Below are 19,489 nucleotides of genomic sequence, written 5' to 3'. Positions count from 1 at the left end.
GATACACACCAAGATTCAATAATTTTTTAGCTGTTGTTTGATTCGTTCTTTTATTTTGAGTGCTAATTTTTCTGGAGTAATAACTTTTACCTTTTCACCAAAAGATAGTATTTTCATTTCCAACTCATAATTTATTATAACGTTGATGCGTATTTCCAAAGAATCATCCTCTAAAACTTTCATTTTTTGAGTACTATGGAATGGTTTTGTCTTTATATATGGGGCTTGCCCTTTATTGAAAATAAGTTTTACTTCTTCTGATTGTTCGTCTTGTCCTTTTGAAACCCCAATCATATCTTCAAAAAAATCATTCCAGTTAGTAGTGTCTTCTTTGTATTTATTATTTGTTTTTTCTATATCACCATTTATTCTATCTAATGCCAAATTCCATTGTGAATTATCATTGTATTCATTATATCCAAAAACAAACCATCTGCTATTGTACTGTTTTAAAAAATATGGATGGAAGGTAATTTCATATTCAGGAGTGTTGAATGGTTCATATTTTATTTTGATAACTGTTTTATTGATTATTGCATTGAAAATTGGGGTTATGAGATTATACCCTTTATAGTCAATATTAGATTCTAATGACATCACCTTGTTTTCATTATTTTTCAACCCAAATTTGTCATTTAATAATGGTGCTATTTCATTTATCCATTCGAATTCTGGGCTGCCTTCAAATCTTTGCAAAATTGATATTGCATTTTTTAATAGTTCTGCTTCATTATTATTGAGTGGACTTTTATTTATGGAGAAGTTTTTATCAGAATAGCGATAATAGAAACCAGTAGCACCTTTAATGGTTTCAATAGGTGCATCATATCCCGATGAACTTCTCATAAAACTAATATCTTTACGTAAGGTTCTGATTTCAACACCAGAGCTATTTGGATCAAATTCTATTATAGCATCATTTACCGAATCGAGAAGATCTTCGATGCTATATTCTTTACCAAAGTTTTGAAAGCATTTGTCTAGCTTGTTGTACCGGACTAATTGGTGTTTTGTTGTAAACATTTTTATGAGTCTAAATAGGTTGATTTACAACTAAGTGTTGAAATAAATCACCTTGTAAATCTATAAATTTTAAACAAATAAACCTATTCAAATTTTGAACTGGTTATTATTACTGTAAGTAAACCCTTGTGTTTTATTTACAGTGTTTTGCTTAAATATTTCAAATTTATAGAATTAAAATCTTTATGTTTTACGGTTTTCCACATTGTGGAAATAATAATTAAATTTTCATAAATTATTGATAATATATATTTGGCTTTTATGGCTTCATTTACCGGTATATACTATATTAATCTGGTTTTCTTTCTTGAATTAATTTTATACAGATATTCAATAAAATCTGGAAATTCCTTCAGACTCAACAGACCTTTTGGTTCCAAATGCATTTGGTTTAACTCGATATACTTTATTTGTTTTCGGAAGGTTATTTCATTCATTAAAAAGTATCTTTTTGCGATAGGTACCGTTTTTGGGTACTTATCGCAAAGATTTACTTTCATTATTTTTTTCTGTTTCCATTGGAAGGGAAAATTGTTTTACATCGATATATGCCAAGCCTGTAAAGCAGCTAAAAACGAATATATCGCGAACGAGCTCCAATCGCTCGGAAACAAATTCTTTGTTTATCATTTGCTCTATTTCGGCTTCAGAAAGGAACTCTCGAATGACTTCTTTGACTTTTGCTTTGTAATTGGCGAAAAGATCCTTGTTTAGCCATCCATTGGCCAAACACTGGTTGATGATTTTGTGGAAGTTCTTGATGTATTTTACAGCAGTGTTATTGGCACATTTTCGTTCACTGCGCAAGTAGAATTCATATTCGGTGATAAAGGAATGATCGATCTTCTCAATATTGATATCCGTGATGTTGTATTTCCAAGAAATAAAATCTTTAGTGTGTTTTAACGAAGTCTCATAGCGTTCCAGTGTACCAGGTGCGTATTCCTGACCCACCAGTTCTTTGATTTTACGATTGTGTTCCTGGAAGATAGGAATTAACATTCGCTCCCTTTCTTTTTTACCGGTTAACTCATTTTTGAAGGATTCAAAGTTTACCGGGATGTCTTTTTTAATTAAATTTTTCTCCACATTTAAAATCTTTGATTTTAAATCGTCAAGATGTCCATTGATTGAACGAGCTTCCTCCGAAGTCCCTCTCATTTTAGACATTTCGGAGTGCCATTTGTCTGGGTCAACAAACTTGCCGGTGCTGTTATCCAGTCGTCTACCATTGATGGTAATTCGTTGAAAAATTGGAACCAAACCTTGAGCATTGACTTTGACTCTTTTTAAATAAAAAAGGATTGAAATTGGATTGTCCATAATTGGTAACCTTTAAGTTAATAGAAATTTAGAAAAACTATCAACTCAAAACAAGATGTTCAATGAATGAACCCCTTGTTTCAAAAGGGTTTACATAGGTAGGGGTACAATGTTTTTGAAATTTTATAGTGCCCCGAATTGTACTCCTTTAGAATGAGAAACTATGAATAATTTGGATAGGGAGTAAATTAAAAAACCCTCTAAATCATAGGATTTAAAGGGTTTTGGTAGGTTTTTTGAAATAACCAGCGGAGAAAGAGGGATTTGTATTCCATTTCTAACCGGTTGATATTGTTACGTTTTAATAACTTTTATTATCCTAGGGTCTTGCTTTTGCTCCTCAATTTTGACTCGAAAATTTTCGAATCCATCCATAGCAAATATAATGAAATATTTAGATTTAAAATTATTCAAGAGCATGGCTTAATTTAGAAAACTACAATTTCTCAACCCATTTACCGATTTCAACAAGTAGTTCGTCAAAGTCAGGTTGGCCTTTGTAATACAGTTTAGCTGTTTTTTTATATCGTTCTATAAATCGCTCTCTAAGTTCTAAATTCTTCAATAAAAAAGCTTCATTATCAGCAATGGGTATTTCATAGTCTTTGGGAGGAAAACGAGCTTCTTTGTGTTTCTGATATTCTTTTGTGCCTATGAATGATTTTACTGTATTATCTTGTAACAGACTATAGACATCGTAGTACTGGCGTATCAAATTTTGTCTTTCTATTTTATCTTCCTGCTCCTGCCTAAATTTGGTTGCAATTGTTTGTAGTTTTTCGACAAAAGTGTACCCAATGTGATAGCAGGCAATATCTACAGCCCGATTGTCAATTATGTCTACTTTTTGCTGTATTGCTTTTTCGTATGCCCAAGACGATATTGTTAGAGGGTTGTTTGGTGTTACCGTGTCAAATCCAACTTCCAGTAAAATTCCTTCTTTAACTCCTTCAATTGTTTCCATTATACTCTCATAATGTAATCGTATGCCTCCACTGCGGTATTGCTTTAGGTCGTCAAATGTTTCATCTCTTTTTACTGCTATGATTCCGTTTATTTTTATTTCATCTGCCAATCCATCATAAAAATCTTTTCTTTTTTGAATATTCCGGGGCTTATTGTTGTTTGGGTTTTCATTTATTTCCATTTCAGCCGGTGGTTTGATATGGAGGGCGATGTCTTCGGAGAAACGGTGTATGATTCCATACCCTTTAGATAGAGAAGTACCTCCTTTGAGTTCGAATTGAAACCCTTCCTGTTTTAGCCCGAACAACACATGCATAATCCAATAGTCTTTTTCGATAAGTCCAGGTTCGATATTAATTCTGCTCCTACAATACGGAGCAGATCACGGAAGTTTTTATGGTTGTGTAAGTAATCAGACATATTGTGCTGTTATAACAGGTTCCAACATTTTTTTTGCTTTAACACTGCCGTACTCCTGAAGTGATTTTTTTAGTTTTTTAGCATCCATTGTTTTTGCTTTCAATCTCACTTTTGACACTACTTCTTTTGGGTCTTCAGCTAATTGGTCGAGATTGTTTAACAGGTCTACCAATAAAAATTCTGGGGTGGCTTTTAATGGGAAGTGAGGTTTTACCCTAAATGAAAATGTCATATCGCCGAGGTTGAAATCGCCATGACGTTTGTGGTTATAAACCGTTTTGCTGTTGTATAACTGAGTGGTTCCTACTCCCAGAGAATTATAAGCATTTAAGGAAGTTATCAAAAAACGTTTGTCTTTGAGAAAAGAGCGCACCAATACTTCTTCTTCTGGAGGTGTTTCTCCAAAGACTGTTACTTCGGGATAATAGTATAAGCCTTGTGACAGTTTTTGCAAAGTGCCTTCCTGCACCAACTCATCTAAATGGCGGTCAACGGATTTTGACCATTTGGACAAATCAGCCCTACGGTATACTTTTCCTCGTTTTAAATGTTTTTTTAATTCTTGTAATTTATTCATGTTACAAAGTTAATAAATATTATTTAATTGCATATATTTTTATTGAAAATTCATGCAATATGTTTTACATAACTCTATTTAGTTCTGTCTAATCTAAAATAATTTTTTATCTTTAGCGCTTTTAAATCATTCGATCCATGAATATCAAAGGTCACTGCTATTCACAATCTATTATTCTTCAAGCTGTATATTTCAAACTTTGATTTAAGTTAAGCTATCGTGATGTTGAGGAAATAATGAAAATGAGGGGAGTTCAGGTTGACCATACGACAATTCAGCGTTAAGTGTAGTACTGCAATCACATCTTGCAAAAATTCTATTACTCGTTTAAGCCAAGTAGATAAACATACACTTACAATTTTACAAAAAAACTTGGATTTACTTGTTGATTTAAAATCAATATATAATCGAGCTAATATTACCCAAAAGAGAGAATTTGTAAAACTGGTGTTCGACAGCAACTTATACTATCAGGATGGTATCTATCGAACACCTACAATGATTGATTTATTGTCTCGTAATCACCTATTAATGAAGGAAAAAGGTTTGTTTTTATATAATAAAAAAAGGGATGATTTTTCAATCATCCCATCCAGTGGAGTCGCCGAGAATCGAACTCGGGTCCAAACAAGCAACTAAAAAGCTTTCTACGCGTTTATTTTCTGATTGAGTTTTCGATACTGTGCTAGGCCAGAAACAGCCACACGATACTTATCTTCTTAATTTTGAAATCCACCCGAAGCTCATGGAAATCTAGGTTTATTTTTACGGTTCTCCTAAACTGAACGCCACAAACCAAGGCTTTCAAGGAGAATCCAGCTTTCCTATCTGATAGGAACGTGGCTTAATCGTACTATAATTCGGATTATGCAGCTAAAGCGTAGTTATTTTCGCCGTGTAAAATGGTAAGATCTTATATTTACGAGCAAGGTCTCAATGCTCGACGTGCTTACTTATCAATTCGACTTGCTGTCAAAACCAGTCGACCCCTTTTTGTTTAAAATTCCAATCCTGAATTTTAAGTTTGCAAATTTACACTTTTTATTGGGATTACTATTGCAAATCTAGTATCACTATTCTAAAATCATTCTTTTTTTTATTCATCTCTTAATTTGAATGGATAGTCGCCAAATAAAACAGCTAATTTTCGTACATTATACGTTTTTCGTGTAAATTTATTAGAAAGTGCTATAATAGTAACTCCTTCTTTTCTCAAAGTAATATAGGCTGAAGTATTTCCATGCCACCAGCCGTTGTGGAAATAAAAATTTTGTCCCGTTTCCCAATTGACCATTCGAATCCCCAAACCATAATTTTTTGTTCCTTTGCGTTCATTACTGTAGCCTTTATATACCTGACTTTGTAGTTCAGGTGTTAAAAAAGCAGCGCTATTTCTGGCTCTGTCAAACTTTAATAAATCACGTGGTGTAGAATAGATATTTTTATCTCCATAAACGGCATCCAGGTAATCTTTTCCTATCTCGACTTTGTTTCCTTTGTAGGATGTAACGGCAGTATCTTTATCTCTTTCATAATCAAAAACATACGTATTTTTCATATTAAGTGGCTTGAAAATAATTTGTTTCATAGCCTCTTTATAGGGAAGTTTTGTGATTTTTTCAATTATTAGTGCTAACATGGCATAATTGGTATTGCAGTAACTAAAACGGGTATCGGTTTTGAATTCTAAACCAATGTCTTTTGTAGCCATGATCGTCAGTATGTCTTGATTGGAAAGTATGTTGTGTCGGTCCCATATCGTTTTGTCTCGATCTGTAAAATAGGCGTAATTACGCATGCCGCTTCTGTGATTCAATAATGTTTTTATCGTAATTTCGGGATAAGGAAATTCCTTCAGGATTGTATTTACCTTTTGATCCAATTCGATTCTTTTTGCGTTTACTAATTTTAAAATAGCCGTTGCCGTAATAACCTTGCTGACAGATGCAATGTGCAGCGGCGTAGATTTAGTAATGACTGTTTTATCTTTGAAATTTGCATACCCTTCATATTTTTCATAAATAATTTGACCGTTTTTAGCAACCAGAAAACTTCCATTTGCGCTGTTATTGGGCCAATTTTTTTTGTAAAAAGAGTCTATTTCTTTTCTTTTTGAATCGACATATTCCGCGGTAAGTTTGGGCTCTAGGTTTGTTAACGGCTTCATTTTAGGCAATGTACTCTTTGGAAGTTGGGCATCACTTAATTCAACTTTCTTTTTCTCCTTGGCGCAGGAGCTCAAAATCAAAAAGAGGAGGTATATATGTAGTATCTTTGTTTTTTTTATAAAATTCATTTCTGTGGTGCTGGAAAGGCAAATATATAGAATCAAAGCCTTTTTGTTTGTTATTTTTTCTAAACCTTAACACTATTTTATCAGTAGACAGGGTACTCATTTTTGTATCATTTTGTACTTCAGTGACTAGGAGTGTACTGCCTGCAGATTTTAATTTTAAAATAAATTCAAATTCGTTTATTTGTTACATTTGTAACAAATAAACGATATAAAGTTATATTAAACTAAATCAAAAGCATTCAAAACGTATGAAATTTGGAATCTTAAAAGAACGGAAAAATCCGCCGGACAGAAGAGTTGTTTTCTCACCTAATGAATTAATAAAGCTGAAACAACAGTATCAAGAGTGTATGGTAAAGGTAGAATACTCTGATATTAGAGTTTTTACCGACTCTCAATATGAAAATCAAGGCATCGAATTGACTGATGATATCAGTGATTGTGATGTTTTGTTTGGGGTAAAAGAAGTACCGGTAGAAAATTTGATTCCTAACAAAACCTATTTCTTTTTTTCGCATACCATAAAAGAACAGCCCTATAACAAAAAATTATTGCAGGCTGTTTTAGAAAAAAATATCGATTTGTACGATTATGAAACAATTGTAGATGCTAACAATCGCAGGTTAATTGGTTTTGGTCGTTATGCAGGGATAGTAGGGGCATACAACAGTATTCGTGCTTTTGGAATAAAATTCGAATTGTTCAAATTGCCAAAAGCAGAAACATTATCCGGTAAAGAAGCCTTAATAGCTCATTTAAAACGATTAGTATTACCGCCTTTAAAATTTGTTATTACAGGAACAGGAAAAGTGGGAAACGGAGCCAAAGAAATTTTGGATGCTATAAAAATAAAGGAAGTTTCGGTGGAGAATTATTTAACTAAAAACTATTCGCAGCCTGTTTATACTCAAATAGATGTCTTAGAATATAACAAAAGAAAAGACGGGCAGGTTTTAGATTTTATTGATTTTTATCACAATCCAAAAGAATATGTTTCTGATTTCGAAAGATTTACAAAAGTGTCTGATATCTATATAACAGGACATTTTCATGCCAATGAGGCTCCGGTAATTTTGACCCGAGAAATGCTTCAATCCAATGATTGCAAGATCAAAGTAGTGGCAGATGTTTCTTGTGATGTGAATGGGCCAATAGCCTGCACCCTCAGATCATCAACAATTGCTGAACCTCTCTATGGGTATGTGCCAAATGAAGATAAAGAAGTGGATGTGTTTCATCCTGCGGCAATTGTGGTTATGGCAGTTGATAATTTGCCGTGTGAATTGCCTAAAGATGCCAGTGAGGGATTTGGAGAAATGTTCATGGAACATGTAATTCCTGCATTTTTCAATGGAGATAAAGATGGAATTTTGCAAAGAGCCAAAATAACTGAAAACGGAAAACTGACTCCACGATTTAGTTATTTACAAAATTATGTTGATGGAAAATAAATCTTTTTTCTTATGAATCCAAAAGCCCTGAATACAACGTTGCCGGTTTTTTTTATTAAAAGTTTTTAGACATGTTTTTTTTTGGTTTTATAATATTATAAATCAATTAACACCAGACAATTTTTGGCTCGACCGAAAATGATTATTTTTGTATAAAATCAGAAATTTATAATGACTAAAAAGATTCCAATTTCCATATTAGAGTTAGCATTAATTACTCAAGATAGCGATGCAAACGAAACATTTAAAAAAACAACAGCACTGGCGCAACTGGCAGACAGTTTAGAGTACGACCGTTTTTGGCTAGCCGAACATCATAATATGGCTAATGTAGCCAGTACAGCAACGGTTGTTCTGATTGGTTATATTGCCAGCCAGACTCAGAATATCCGGGTAGGTTCCGGCGGAATAATGTTGCCCAATCATGCTCCGTTAATTATAGCGGAACAGTTTGGAACCTTAGAAATATTGTTTCCCAACAGGATTGATTTAGGATTAGGAAGAGCGCCGGGAACAGATGGATTAACCGCACAAGCGATTCGGAAAGATTTCTTTGAGCAATCGCAGCGATTTCCTCAAAATGTTGCCGCACTGCAAGAATTTTTCTCTAAAGATAATGCTATAGCCAAAGTGCGCGCTTTTCCTGCCGAAGGAACGAATGTTCCCATTTGGATTTTAGGTTCCAGTATGGATAGTGCTGCTTTGGCTGCTGCCAATGGTTTGCCGTATGCCTTTGCCGGTCATTTTGCGCCAAAACTAATGCATCAGGCATTTGAGTTTTATCGAGAAAATTTCAAACCTTCCCAATTTTTAGAAGCACCCAAAACTATGGCTTGTGTAAACGCCATAGCTGCTGATACGGATGAAGAAGCGGAAAAATTATCAACCAGTTTGACTCAAATGTTTTTGAACTTGATTCGGAATGATAGAAAACAATTGCAACCGCCTGTTGATTCGCTAGATGGGATTATGCGTGAAGAAGAACATTTTCATGTGAATCAAATGACTGCTTGTTCGTTTGTAGGAAGCAAAAAGAAATTAGAAACAGAATTGAAACAATTTATCGAATATACGCAAATTGATGAATTGATGATTACAAGCCCAATTTTTGATCATGAAGACAAATTGAAAAGCATTCGAATCATGAAAGAAGTTATGGATACAATTAATAAGAAATAAAAACTATAAGACATTCTTTCTCAAAGCATAAAGAAACTTAATTGACTTATATGATGAAAAAAAATAATCAGATAAGCCATGTAAGCAAAGATCAATTTTTAAATTTTGCTATTTAGAATATAAATAGATACAAAGAAACCCTGCAACGTTACATTGCAGGGTTTCTAATTTACAGCTTAATAATTAAAAATTCAACATTGATAATTAATTATTTAAGGCTTCCCACCATATCTTCGGGTTTAACCCAAGCATCAAAATCTTCTGGAGTTACGTAGCCTAGACGAACAGCTTCTTCTTTGAGAGTTGTTCCGTTTTTATGTGCAGTTTGTGCAATTTCAGCTGATTTGTAATACCCAATTTTAGTATTCAAAGCCGTAACTAACATCAATGAGTTGTCAACTAATTCTTGAATACGTTTGTAGTTAGGTGCAATTCCTTGTGCACAATGTTCGTCAAAAGACATACAAGCATCACCAAGTAATCTGGCTGATTGCAAGAAATTTGCAGCCATCAAAGGTTTGAAAACATTTAATTCATAATGACCTTGCATTCCTCCCACAGAGATGGAAACATCATTACCCATCACTTGTGCGCAAACCATTGTCAATGCTTCACATTGTGTTGGGTTTACTTTTCCTGGCATGATGGAAGATCCCGGCTCATTTTCAGGAATAAGGATTTCTCCAATTCCGGAACGTGGTCCAGAAGCCAGCATACGGACGTCATTGGCAATTTTATTCAATGAAACGGCTAGTTGTTTTAAGGCACCGTGCGTTTCTACAATGGCATCGTGCGCGGCAAGTGCTTCAAATTTATTTTCGGCAGTTACAAATGGATGTCCGGTAAATTCAGCGATGTATTCGGCAACTTTTACATCGTATCCATCAGGAGTATTCAATCCTGTTCCTACGGCTGTTCCTCCTAAAGCCACTTCGGATAAGTGTGCCAATGTATTTTTAACCGCTTTCAAACCGTAGTTCAATTGTGCTACATATCCTGAAATTTCCTGACCTAATGTTAGTGGCGTAGCATCCATTAAATGTGTCCGACCTATTTTGACTACTGTATTAAATTCAACTGCTTTGGCATGAAGCGTGTCTCTTAATTTTTCAACTCCGGGAATAGTAACTTCAACTACTGCTTTGTAGGCTGCAATGTGCATTCCGGTAGGGAAGGTGTCATTTGAAGATTGGGATTTATTCACATCATCATTGGCTTTGATGAATTGTTCGCCTTCGCCAATGTTGAATCCTTTAAGAACTTGAGCACGATTGGCAACTACTTCGTTCACGTTCATATTACTTTGTGTACCAGAACCTGTTTGCCAAATTACCAATGGGAATTCATCATCTAGTTTTCCGGCTAGAATTTCATCACAAACCGCAGCAATGGCATCTCTTTTTTCGACTGGTAAAACGCCTAAATCACAATTGGCATACGCCGCTGCTTTTTTAAGATATGCAAAACCTTCCACGATTTCTTTTGGCATGGAAGCTGATGGGCCTATTTTGAAGTTGTTCCTGGAACGTTCTGTTTGTGCACCCCAGTATTTGTCAGCGGGAACCTGCACTTCACCCATGGTGTCTTTTTCTATTCTGAATTTCATTTTGTTGTTATTTAAGAATAATTATGTTGTTTATTACGTTTTTAGCCCCGATGGCAACGGAAATCCTTTTCTTTTTATTTTCAAAAAGAAAAGATTGGAGCGTACAGCGGGAAATAGCTCCAAATTCTGAGTTCAAAAATACGGATAATTCCTTTTTTATAAAAATTGATTGATAGTTTTTATGGTTTTTTATTGGTACGAAAAGGAATTAAACTTACATTTGTGGCTACATTCAAAAATTCCGGAAAACATGTTTGAATTTTCACAGTATTTAGGCTTTTTACTTTTCTTAACCATCCTTACTATAGGATTTTGGTTAATGTTTTTTCTTGTAGGTTTCGTTCAATATTGGATTGGCGGTGCTTTATGGGAAATGTATAAAGAAAGAAAAGCAAAGAAAGAACAATCAGTATAATCTGTTTGTTAAATAAAAAAAGGACTTCTGAAAAGGAGTCCTTTTTTTATGCTTTTACTTTTCAATTTTATTAGCTCTGATGAATTTATAAAAAAAAAGACCCATTTTCATGAGTCCTTACTTTATTATCCTTGATAATCTCCTTCGTTATCATTTTGCAATTTTTTAGGCTGTTTTTCTTTTTCGTTTTTTGGTTTGTTAAAACGATATGTGAATGACAAACTAAACTGTCTGACTCTCCATTGCATCTCACCGTAGGAGTTTGCAAATCCGGGAAGGTTTGTTTCCATCATTCTTTTTCTGGAATTGAATACATCGCTGATATTAAACGAAAGCGTTCCTTTGTCTTTCATGATATCTTTACTGAATGCTAAGTTTGCACTAAAAACACCTAGACGATTTCCTTGAGCACTTTTTTCTGCACCATTATAAGTCGCATTCGTTTGCCAGTCAATTTTGTACGGCAACGAAACTTTTGAGGTGATTCTGGTGAACCATGATGTTGCGATATTGTCAAAATTTTGTGTAATTATTTTGTTGTTGAAATCAGTATAAACAAAATCTCCTTGTGTTTCGTTTCTGAAGAAATTGAAATTCCCGTTTAATTTCCACCATTTGTACGGAGAATAATTTAACGTGAATTCAAAACCTGCTCTATATTCTGTAGCTAAATTAATTGGTGAACTGATTGTTATTGGTATGCCGTTAACGAAATCTCCGGATTCTCTTCTTGCAAATTGAAAAACATCTGTTGTTTTATTTACATATAGGGATGTATTAAAGGTAAGTTTATCCCATCTTTTGATATAACCAAAATCAATAGCATCTGAAAAAGCAGGATCTAAATCTGGATTTCCCACAAAAATATTGATATTACTAGACAAGTTGCTGAATGGATTCAACATTCGTCCTCTTGGTCTTTGTATTCTTCGGCTGTAGCTTACCGAAGCGCTGCTTTTGTCTGAGATTTCATAAGTAAAGAAGGCGCTTGGGAAAAAGTTATTGTATTTTTTAGTATTAAAATCATTAGTTGCCAATTGATTGATATTAATATTAGAATCCTCAAAACGCAATCCTACTAAGACAGAAAATTTATTTATTTTCATTCCATATTGGGTGTAAACAGCATTCACTTTCTCCTTATATTCTAATGTATTGGTGAAGTTTTTATTGATTAGGCCGTCATTTTCAACTTGATAATCCGTGAGTAATTCTGAAAAATCACCACGATATCCAGCCTCAAACTGACCTCCTTCGCCAATAGGCAACACATAATCCATCTGTAGTAAATTTCGACTTTGACTTTGGTTGTTGAGGGTGTTGTCAAATTTTACCTTAGCGGTATTGGTAGCTCTATCCGTAATTACTGCTATTTCGAGGTCTTTACTAGTTGAAAAGGAACCGTCAAGGGTTAATTTATGTCCTTCTTTTTTGAATTTTTTAGTAAAATTAGTTGCAAATTCTACATTTTCACTATCACTGTTTTCTAAATTGATTCGGTTGCGAGTGTAATCAAAAGTATTGTCTGCTTCAAAATAATTCTGAAAAACATTATCCCGATTATCTCCGTTATTTTTTCGGTAATTGAATGTATTGGTCCATGCGGTGGTCTCGTTTAAAAACAATTCTATTCCAAAATTTCCATTGTATCCTTTACTAAATCGGTCATTTTCTCGGGTTTCATTTACAATATTGTTGATAGTGTTGTCCGCATTTAAATAATTGGTATTTGTAAGAGCGTTTCCTGGACTGTTCCGCTTGTTGTATCCTTGAGTAGTGAAAAGATTAAAGTTGTCAGATTTATAATTTAATGTACCACTCAAACCATTATTTTCAGGATAACCTGCCGAGCCAATAAATGTTCCGTTTAAACCTCGGTTTTTTCCTTTTTTCAAAATGATATTTAATAATCCACCACCACCTTCCGCATCGTATCGTGCTGATGGGTTAGTGATCACTTCTACTTTTTCAATGGCATCCGCAGGAATCAATCGCAAGGCTTCCGCGATATTTATGGCATTTGAGGGTCTGCCATCAATAAGAACGCGAACATTATCGTTTCCACGAAGACTTATATTTCCTTCAATATCTACCGCTACAGAAGGAATGTTGTCTAACACATCACTTACAGTTCCACCTTTTACCATCAGGTCATTACCCACGTTGTATACTTTTTTATCTAATTTGATTTCGACAGTAGTTTTTTCAGATCGAATAATAACCTCATTTAATTGATTCGCATCCTCCTCTAAACTAATCAATCCTAAACTGGTGTTAACCTGAAGGTTTTTTTGCTTAATTTCATTTACTTTGAAAGAAATAAATTCAATATTAATATCGTAAACACCTGGAATAACTTCTATATCAAATTCTCCTTTTGGATTTGTTATTCCTCCGGCAACCGGTTTTGGATTGTTAGGATTCAGGAATGTTATAGTAGCATATTCTAAGGGTTGTTTGCTGATTTTTTCTATTACTTTACCGGAAATTTTAATTTTTTGGGTGGGAGCTTGTTGGGCAAAACTAAATAGTGTAGTAAAGAAAAGCACTAGAATTAAAACAGATTTCATTTTTTTCATTTTAAAAAAACTTTGGTTACAGTCGTTAGATTGTAAAAGTAAGAGATGGTTTAATAGTACAAATCATAAAAAAATGTTAATTAAAAAAATAAGAATTTTAGGAAATAAAGGCCTCTACTTTTTCTAAATCTCTTCCTATTATTGCTTTATTTCCCATGATAACCAGGGGTCTTTCTATCAGAATTGGATTTGATAGCATAGCTTGAATGATTTGTTCCTCATTCATCGTTGTTCCTTTAAAATTTTCAATCCAAATTTTTTCTTTTTGACGAACCAATGCTATTGGTGCTATATTTAGTTTCTTTATAATTGCAGACAATTGCTCAAAAGTGGGCGGACTTGTCAGATAATTGATTACTTCAAACTCTTTTTCTGATTTTTCTATTAATGCAAGACAATTTCTAGATTTTCCGCAACGTGAATTATGGTATATTTGTATCATATTTAGTCGTTTTTAAATAATTGTTTAAAAGCATTAGATTAGTGGTAACAAAAATAACGTTTGTGAAACTAATCAAGTATAAAATTAAATTAAAATAGATGTTTATAGCGCAGGGTTTAAAATCAGAGAATACGTTTTGGAAATATATTAAGGGGTCATTTATATTTATTTTTGCTTCAACTTTGGGTCAGTTGCCACTTATAATTCTTTTAATTTATGAAACAACAGTTAAAGGAAAACCTTATCCTTTAAATAATGAAGCCGTAATGCAGTTTTTTGAACCCAATTTAACCCTGTTTTTAGTCCTGATTCCATTTGTGGTTCTCATGGGAAGTATTATTTTGGTTGTGCGTTATTTGCATCATCAAACGCTACTTTCGGTAACTACTTCAAGAGCTAAAGTAGACTGGAAGAGAATCGTATTTTCCTTTTTAATTTGGGCGGCATTTACTGTTGTATCTACGTTGTTATTTTATTTTTATAGTCCAAGTGATTTTGTGATCAATTTTAAGCCTGTTCCATTTGCTATTTTGGTTCTCATCGGTATTGTTTTAATTCCGATACAAACTAGTTCTGAAGAATATATTTTCAGAGGCTATTTGATGCAGGGATTTGCGAACCTTGCTAAAAACAAGTGGTTTCCTTTGCTGATGACTTCTGTTATTTTTGGGGGAATGCATTGGTTTAACCCTGAAGTAACTAAGATTGGTCCTATTATTTTAGTATATTATATAGGAACCGGATTGTTTCTTGGAATGATTACCTTGATGGATGAGGGTATGGAACTCGCATTGGGATTTCACGCAGCTAATAATTTAGTGGGTGCATTGCTGGTCACTTCGGATTGGTCTGCCTTTCAGACACATTCTGTTTTTAAGGATATTTCGGATCCATCTGCGGGATTAGATGTTATTGTGCCGGTTGTTTTTATTTACCCGATACTTTTATTTATCTTTAGTAGAAAATACAACTGGAAAAATTGGAAAGAAAAATTAACTGGAAAAATTTAGTAATAGAACAGTTTCAATAATTTATAAAAAAAAACGCAATCATGGTCAATACAATTACGTATCAAAATGTTCATAATCTATTTAAAATGAATGGTTACCATCTAAATCGAAACGATTTATGCAGAGTAGCGTATAGTTTTATCAAAGAAGGGGAAGAATATGAAAAAGCTGTGGGTGATTTTATCCTAGATTGGTTTGACAACAAATCCTATCTAGAATTGAATACATCAGGCACCACTGGAATCCCAAAAGTGATTCGAATAGAAAAACAAGCCATGGTAAATTCAGCCATTGCAACCGGTGATTTTTTTGATTTGCAACCAGGTAATAAAGCTTTACATTGTTTGCCAACTAAATATATAGCCGGAAAAATGATGTTTGTAAGAAGTTTTATCCTGGGTCTTGATATTGATTTTGTTGCGCCAAGTTCACATCCTTTGTTAAACAATGAAACTAAATATGATTTTGTTGCCATGGTGCCTTTACAGGCTCAAAATTCATTGACAATGTTGAAGAATGTCAAAAAAATGATTGTTGGCGGCGCTAAAATGAATAAAACTCTTGAAAAAGGACTTTGTAAATTAAAAACCAAAGTGTATGAGACCTATGGAATGACGGAAACCATCACGCATATTGCGGCAAAGGAAATAGGTGAGGTGGCTTTTTCAGTATTACCTAATATAAAAATAGCTAAAGACGACAGAGATTGTCTGGTTATTAATGCACCTAAAATTTCAAGCGAAGCAATTGTTACTAATGATTTAGTAGAACTGATCAATGAGAACCAATTTATTTTTTTAGGTCGAATTGACAACATCATAAACAGCGGAGGAATTAAATTAATTCCAGAGCAAATCGAGGAAAAATTAGCTACTATGATTCATTCCAGATTTTTTGTCACTGCAAAACAAGATCTTGTTTTAGGAGAAAAATTAGTATTGATTATTGAAGGGGAACAACAAATTATAGCTGAAACTGTTTTTGATGTTTTGGATAAGTATGAAAAACCAAAAGAAGTTTTGTTTGTTGCAAAATTCGCTGAAACACAAAACGGAAAAATAAAACGAAAAGAAATTACAGAAAGTATTTAAATTGTTTTTAATAAAAAAACATCCGCCTAAACGAGGGCGCTGAAAAAGTCTTTTTCCGAATAAATCGATAAATAAAAAGAGGGTAAATCTTAGGATTTATCCTCTTTTTTGGTATGTTTAGTTCTAATTATAAGAGTTTTTTTAGATGTTACTACAACAGTAATCAACACATTTCAGTGAACATTCTTTGTCTATGATTTATTTATTCCAAAGAATAATTTTTTGAGAAAGATCAATGATTTAATAGATTTTCCCTTAATTTATGACAAATTGTTAAATAAATACTGCACCAATAATGGACGTATGGCAGAAAGTCCCAATTCGTATGTTTAAGTATTTGCTTCTTAAAACAATTTGTAGCGTTTCGGATGTTGATGTAGTGGAAGGTTTGCGTTACAACATGTTTTTTAAATAAATCCAGAACCATTCCGGTTTAAACTGTACAGGTGAAATAACAATTTTCACAGTCAATTTAAAAAGAATATTTAAATTAATATAAGAAAAATGCAATCTACCAGAGTTACTTAAAAGGACTCTAGCTAAGCCTAAAGTAGGTTTATTGAACCTCCATTAAAAAATCAATCATAAAAAAAGAAAAAACGCTTGTAACCGATTATATAAATCCTGTTATAAGCGTTTTTTTATTATCTAAAAAATGATTCTGATCAAAATTAGGGATGTTTTTTTATTAAATTATTGCTGCATTTTAAAATAATAATCAGCTGAATTTTTCCCGCTTCCGTAGAATAAGAAAAATATGCAAGCTCCTAATATTAGCAATGCCAATAGTAAATTTTGGGAATGCATTGCTCCCATAAAATTTATTATAGTAGCACCTACCAATATGGGAAGTTGTGTTATTATAGCCCATCTTGTCAGTAAACCAAAAGCAATCATTATACCACCTACCATGTGTGCTGGAGCAATATAGTGGATAAGGAACATTCCGCCACCAATCCTGTCAATTGGAGATATTAGATCATTTAAATATTGGATGTTCGTTATAAAAGAGATTCCTTTCATAAACAAAAATACACCAAGTGTTATTCGTACCAAATCCACGGTTAAATAAGTGTGCGTATTCGCCCATTTATTTAAATTTTTTACGCTATTCATAATACTATAGTTTTAAATATTTAGTACTAAGTTACTGAATTTTAATATAATAAATTATAATTGTTAAAGAAAACTAAACTTTGATTGTTTTTTTGTTCAAAAAAATAGTATGTCAGCTATTGAGAATAAACCACTAATAATGCTGTCTTAATTTATAAGTACAGCGTAAGTAAGTATATTAAATAATTAAAATGAATTTGGTTTAGATTTTCAGCACGTTATATCGCAAAGGGGCTAATGCTATAACTACCAATACTTTGAATAAAGGCAATTATATGTGTGCAAAATAATAAATATAAGTGCCAGTAAATTAGGAGTTAAACTTGAATAATTCCTAAGTTAAATTTTTTATCAATAGGCGAGTGGTTAGCCGCTTCTATTCCCATAGAGATCCAAGTTCGGGTGTCTAAGGGATCAATAATAGCATCTGTCCATAATCGTGATGCGGCATAATAAGGCGAAACTTGCTCGTCATATCTGGCTTTTATTTTATCAAATAATTCTTTTTCTTTTATTTCATCTACGAGTTCTCCTTTTGCTTTAAGCGAAGAGGCTTCAATTTGAGCCAGCACTTTTGCAGCTTGGGTTCCGCCCATAACGGCTAATTCCGCACTTGGCCAGGCGAATATTAATCTTGGATCATACGCTTTTCCGCACATGGCATAATTTCCAGCACCATATGAATTTCCTACAATTACAGTGAATTTTGGTACAACGGAATTGGATACCGCATTTACCATTTTGGCACCGTCTTTTATAATTCCTCCATGTTCTGATTTAGATCCTACCATAAATCCAGTAACATCTTGAACAAAGATCAATGGGATTTTTTTCTGGTTGCAATTGGCAATAAAACGGGTGGCTTTATCTGCACTATCGGAGTAGATTACGCCACCAAACTGCATTTCACCATTTTTAGTTTTTACCACTTTTCGTTGGTTGGCAACAATTCCCACTGCCCAACCATCTATTCTGGCATAACCAGTGATAATAGTTTGGCCATAGCCGTCTTTATAAGCTTCAAATTCTGAATTGTCTACTAAACGATTGATGATTTCCATCATGTCATACTGCTCATTTCTGGCTTTTGGCAAAACACCGTAGATTTCTTTTTCGTCTAATGCTGGTTTTTGGGATTTAATTCGGCTGAAACCAGCTTTATCAAAATCACCTATTTTATCAACTATATTTTTTATTTTATCCAATGCATCTTTATCGTCTTTGGCTTTATAGTCGGTCACACCGGAAATTTCACAATGGGTAGTTGCTCCGCCCAGAGTTTCATTATCAATACTTTCGCCAATAGCAGCTTTGACAAGATAACTTCCTGCCAAGAAAATACTTCCTGTTTTTTCGACAATCAAAGCTTCGTCACTCATGATGGGTAAATAAGCTCCACCGGCGACGCAACTTCCCATTACAGCAGCAATTTGGGTAATTCCCATGCTGCTCATTTGGGCATTATTTCTAAAAATACGTCCAAAATGTTCTTTGTCCGGGAAAATTTCATCTTGCAAAGGCAAATATACTCCGGCGCTATCTACTAAATAAATAATTGGCAGTCGGTTTTCCATAGCAATTTCCTGTGCCCGTAAGTTTTTCTTGGCCGTTATAGGAAACCAGGCTCCCGCTTTTACGGTAGCATCATTGGCTACAACAATACATTGTTTGCCTCTGATGTATCCTATTTTTACCACGACACCACCTGATGGGCATCCACCGTGTTCTGCATACATTCCTTCACCAACAAATGCTCCAATTTCAATGCATTTCGCTTTTGGATCCAATAAATAATCAATACGTTCACGAGCGGTCATTTTGCCTTCACCATGTAATTTTTGAATGCGTTTTTCACCGCCGCCTAATTTAACTATGCTTAATTTTTGTCGCAATGCGGAAAGTAAAAGTTTATTGTGGTCTTCGTTTTTGTTGAAGTTTAAATCCATGATGAAAGAATGTTAAAAATAATTTTGGGCTAAAATACAAAATTCAACT

General features: G+C 33.7%; 15 protein-coding genes, 1 other RNA gene and 1 pseudogene. 6 read left to right on the top strand and 11 right to left on the bottom strand.

The features are described 5' to 3' along the window. Positions 1–15: 15 nt before the first annotated feature. The 6 genes from EKL98_RS08595 to EKL98_RS08570 all read right to left on the bottom strand — a co-directional run bounded on the left by EKL98_RS08595 (position 16) and on the right by EKL98_RS08570 (position 6,605). A complete protein-coding gene (locus EKL98_RS08595) occupies positions 16–1,023 on the bottom strand; it encodes a helix-turn-helix transcriptional regulator (RefSeq protein WP_126562049.1) in 1,008 nt (335 codons plus the stop codon). A 477-nt stretch (positions 1,024–1,500) separates the two neighbouring features. After that, a complete protein-coding gene (locus tag EKL98_RS08590; RefSeq protein WP_126562048.1) occupies positions 1,501–2,346 on the bottom strand; it encodes a site-specific integrase in 846 nt (281 codons plus the stop codon). A gap of 436 nt (positions 2,347–2,782) precedes the next feature. Beyond that, positions 2,783–3,628 (bottom strand): nucleotidyl transferase AbiEii/AbiGii toxin family protein, encoded by an 846-nt coding sequence (locus EKL98_RS08585; protein WP_233589399.1) that lies wholly within the window; start codon positions 3,626–3,628, stop codon positions 2,783–2,785. A gap of 96 nt (positions 3,629–3,724) precedes the next feature. Then, positions 3,725–4,309, bottom strand: a complete 585-nt coding sequence (locus EKL98_RS08580) for a DUF6088 family protein (protein WP_126562047.1) — start codon at positions 4,307–4,309, stop codon at positions 3,725–3,727. 593 nt (positions 4,310–4,902) lie between these two features. Next, positions 4,903–5,299: a transfer-messenger RNA gene (gene ssrA, locus EKL98_RS08575) on the bottom strand. Between the two features lie 106 nt (positions 5,300–5,405). Beyond that, complete coding sequence (locus tag EKL98_RS08570) at positions 5,406–6,605, bottom strand: serine hydrolase domain-containing protein (protein ID WP_126555487.1); 1,200 nt, start codon at positions 6,603–6,605, stop codon at positions 5,406–5,408. 248 nt (positions 6,606–6,853) lie between these two features. On the opposite strand from EKL98_RS08570, the gene EKL98_RS08565 reads away from it, so the two are divergent. Both EKL98_RS08565 and EKL98_RS08560 read left to right on the top strand, forming a co-directional pair. Next, positions 6,854–8,056 carry an NAD(P)-dependent oxidoreductase gene (locus EKL98_RS08565; RefSeq protein WP_126562046.1) on the top strand — a complete coding sequence of 401 codons (1,203 nt, stop codon included), beginning with the start codon at positions 6,854–6,856 and terminating at the stop codon, positions 8,054–8,056. 171 nt (positions 8,057–8,227) lie between these two features. Next, the gene (locus tag EKL98_RS08560) at positions 8,228–9,235 is read left to right on the top strand and encodes an LLM class flavin-dependent oxidoreductase (RefSeq protein ID WP_126463369.1); all 1,008 of its coding nucleotides are present in this window, start codon (positions 8,228–8,230) and stop codon (positions 9,233–9,235) included. Between the two features lie 208 nt (positions 9,236–9,443). Here EKL98_RS08560 and fumC read toward each other — a convergent pair whose 3' ends face one another. Further along, positions 9,444–10,841 carry a class II fumarate hydratase gene (fumC, locus tag EKL98_RS08555; RefSeq protein ID WP_126562045.1) on the bottom strand — a complete coding sequence of 466 codons (1,398 nt, stop codon included), beginning with the start codon at positions 10,839–10,841 and terminating at the stop codon, positions 9,444–9,446. 250 nt (positions 10,842–11,091) lie between these two features. On the opposite strand from fumC, the gene EKL98_RS08550 reads away from it, so the two are divergent. Next, a complete protein-coding gene (locus EKL98_RS08550) occupies positions 11,092–11,256 on the top strand; it encodes a hypothetical protein (RefSeq protein WP_091170588.1) in 165 nt (54 codons plus the stop codon). Between the two features lie 125 nt (positions 11,257–11,381). On the opposite strand, the gene EKL98_RS08545 is transcribed toward EKL98_RS08550, so the two are convergent. Both EKL98_RS08545 and EKL98_RS08540 read right to left on the bottom strand, forming a co-directional pair. Next, positions 11,382–13,826, bottom strand: coding sequence for an outer membrane beta-barrel family protein (locus tag EKL98_RS08545; RefSeq protein ID WP_317125383.1), 2,445 nt, complete (start codon positions 13,824–13,826; stop codon positions 11,382–11,384). A 106-nt stretch (positions 13,827–13,932) separates the two neighbouring features. Then, positions 13,933–14,277, bottom strand: coding sequence for an arsenate reductase family protein (locus EKL98_RS08540; RefSeq protein WP_126463362.1), 345 nt, complete (start codon positions 14,275–14,277; stop codon positions 13,933–13,935). Between the two features lie 98 nt (positions 14,278–14,375). On the opposite strand from EKL98_RS08540, the gene EKL98_RS08535 reads away from it, so the two are divergent. The 3 genes and pseudogenes from EKL98_RS08535 to EKL98_RS08525 form a co-directional block, all read left to right on the top strand. After that, the gene (locus EKL98_RS08535) at positions 14,376–15,287 is read left to right on the top strand and encodes a CPBP family intramembrane glutamic endopeptidase (protein WP_126562043.1); all 912 of its coding nucleotides are present in this window, start codon (positions 14,376–14,378) and stop codon (positions 15,285–15,287) included. Positions 15,288–15,328: 41 nt separating this feature from the next. Next, positions 15,329–16,378, top strand: a complete 1,050-nt coding sequence (locus EKL98_RS08530; protein WP_126562042.1) for an AMP-binding protein — start codon at positions 15,329–15,331, stop codon at positions 16,376–16,378. A gap of 204 nt (positions 16,379–16,582) precedes the next feature. Next, positions 16,583–16,790, top strand: a pseudogene (locus EKL98_RS08525) (transposase); the annotation flags it as partial. A gap of 281 nt (positions 16,791–17,071) precedes the next feature. Here EKL98_RS08525 and EKL98_RS08520 read toward each other — a convergent pair. Continuing rightward, on the bottom strand, positions 17,072–17,494 hold the full coding sequence (locus EKL98_RS08520) for a DoxX family protein (protein ID WP_126463356.1): 423 nt from the start codon (positions 17,492–17,494) through the stop codon (positions 17,072–17,074). Positions 17,495–17,811: 317 nt separating this feature from the next. Continuing rightward, complete coding sequence (locus tag EKL98_RS08515; RefSeq protein ID WP_126463354.1) at positions 17,812–19,440, bottom strand: acyl-CoA carboxylase subunit beta; 1,629 nt, start codon at positions 19,438–19,440, stop codon at positions 17,812–17,814. Between the last annotated feature and the right edge of the window lie 49 nt (positions 19,441–19,489).

It is taken from the genome of Flavobacterium bomense (assembly GCF_003970355.1).
The sequence above is the reverse complement of the archived record's forward strand: the minus strand, read 5'-3'. Positions and strand labels throughout refer to the sequence as shown.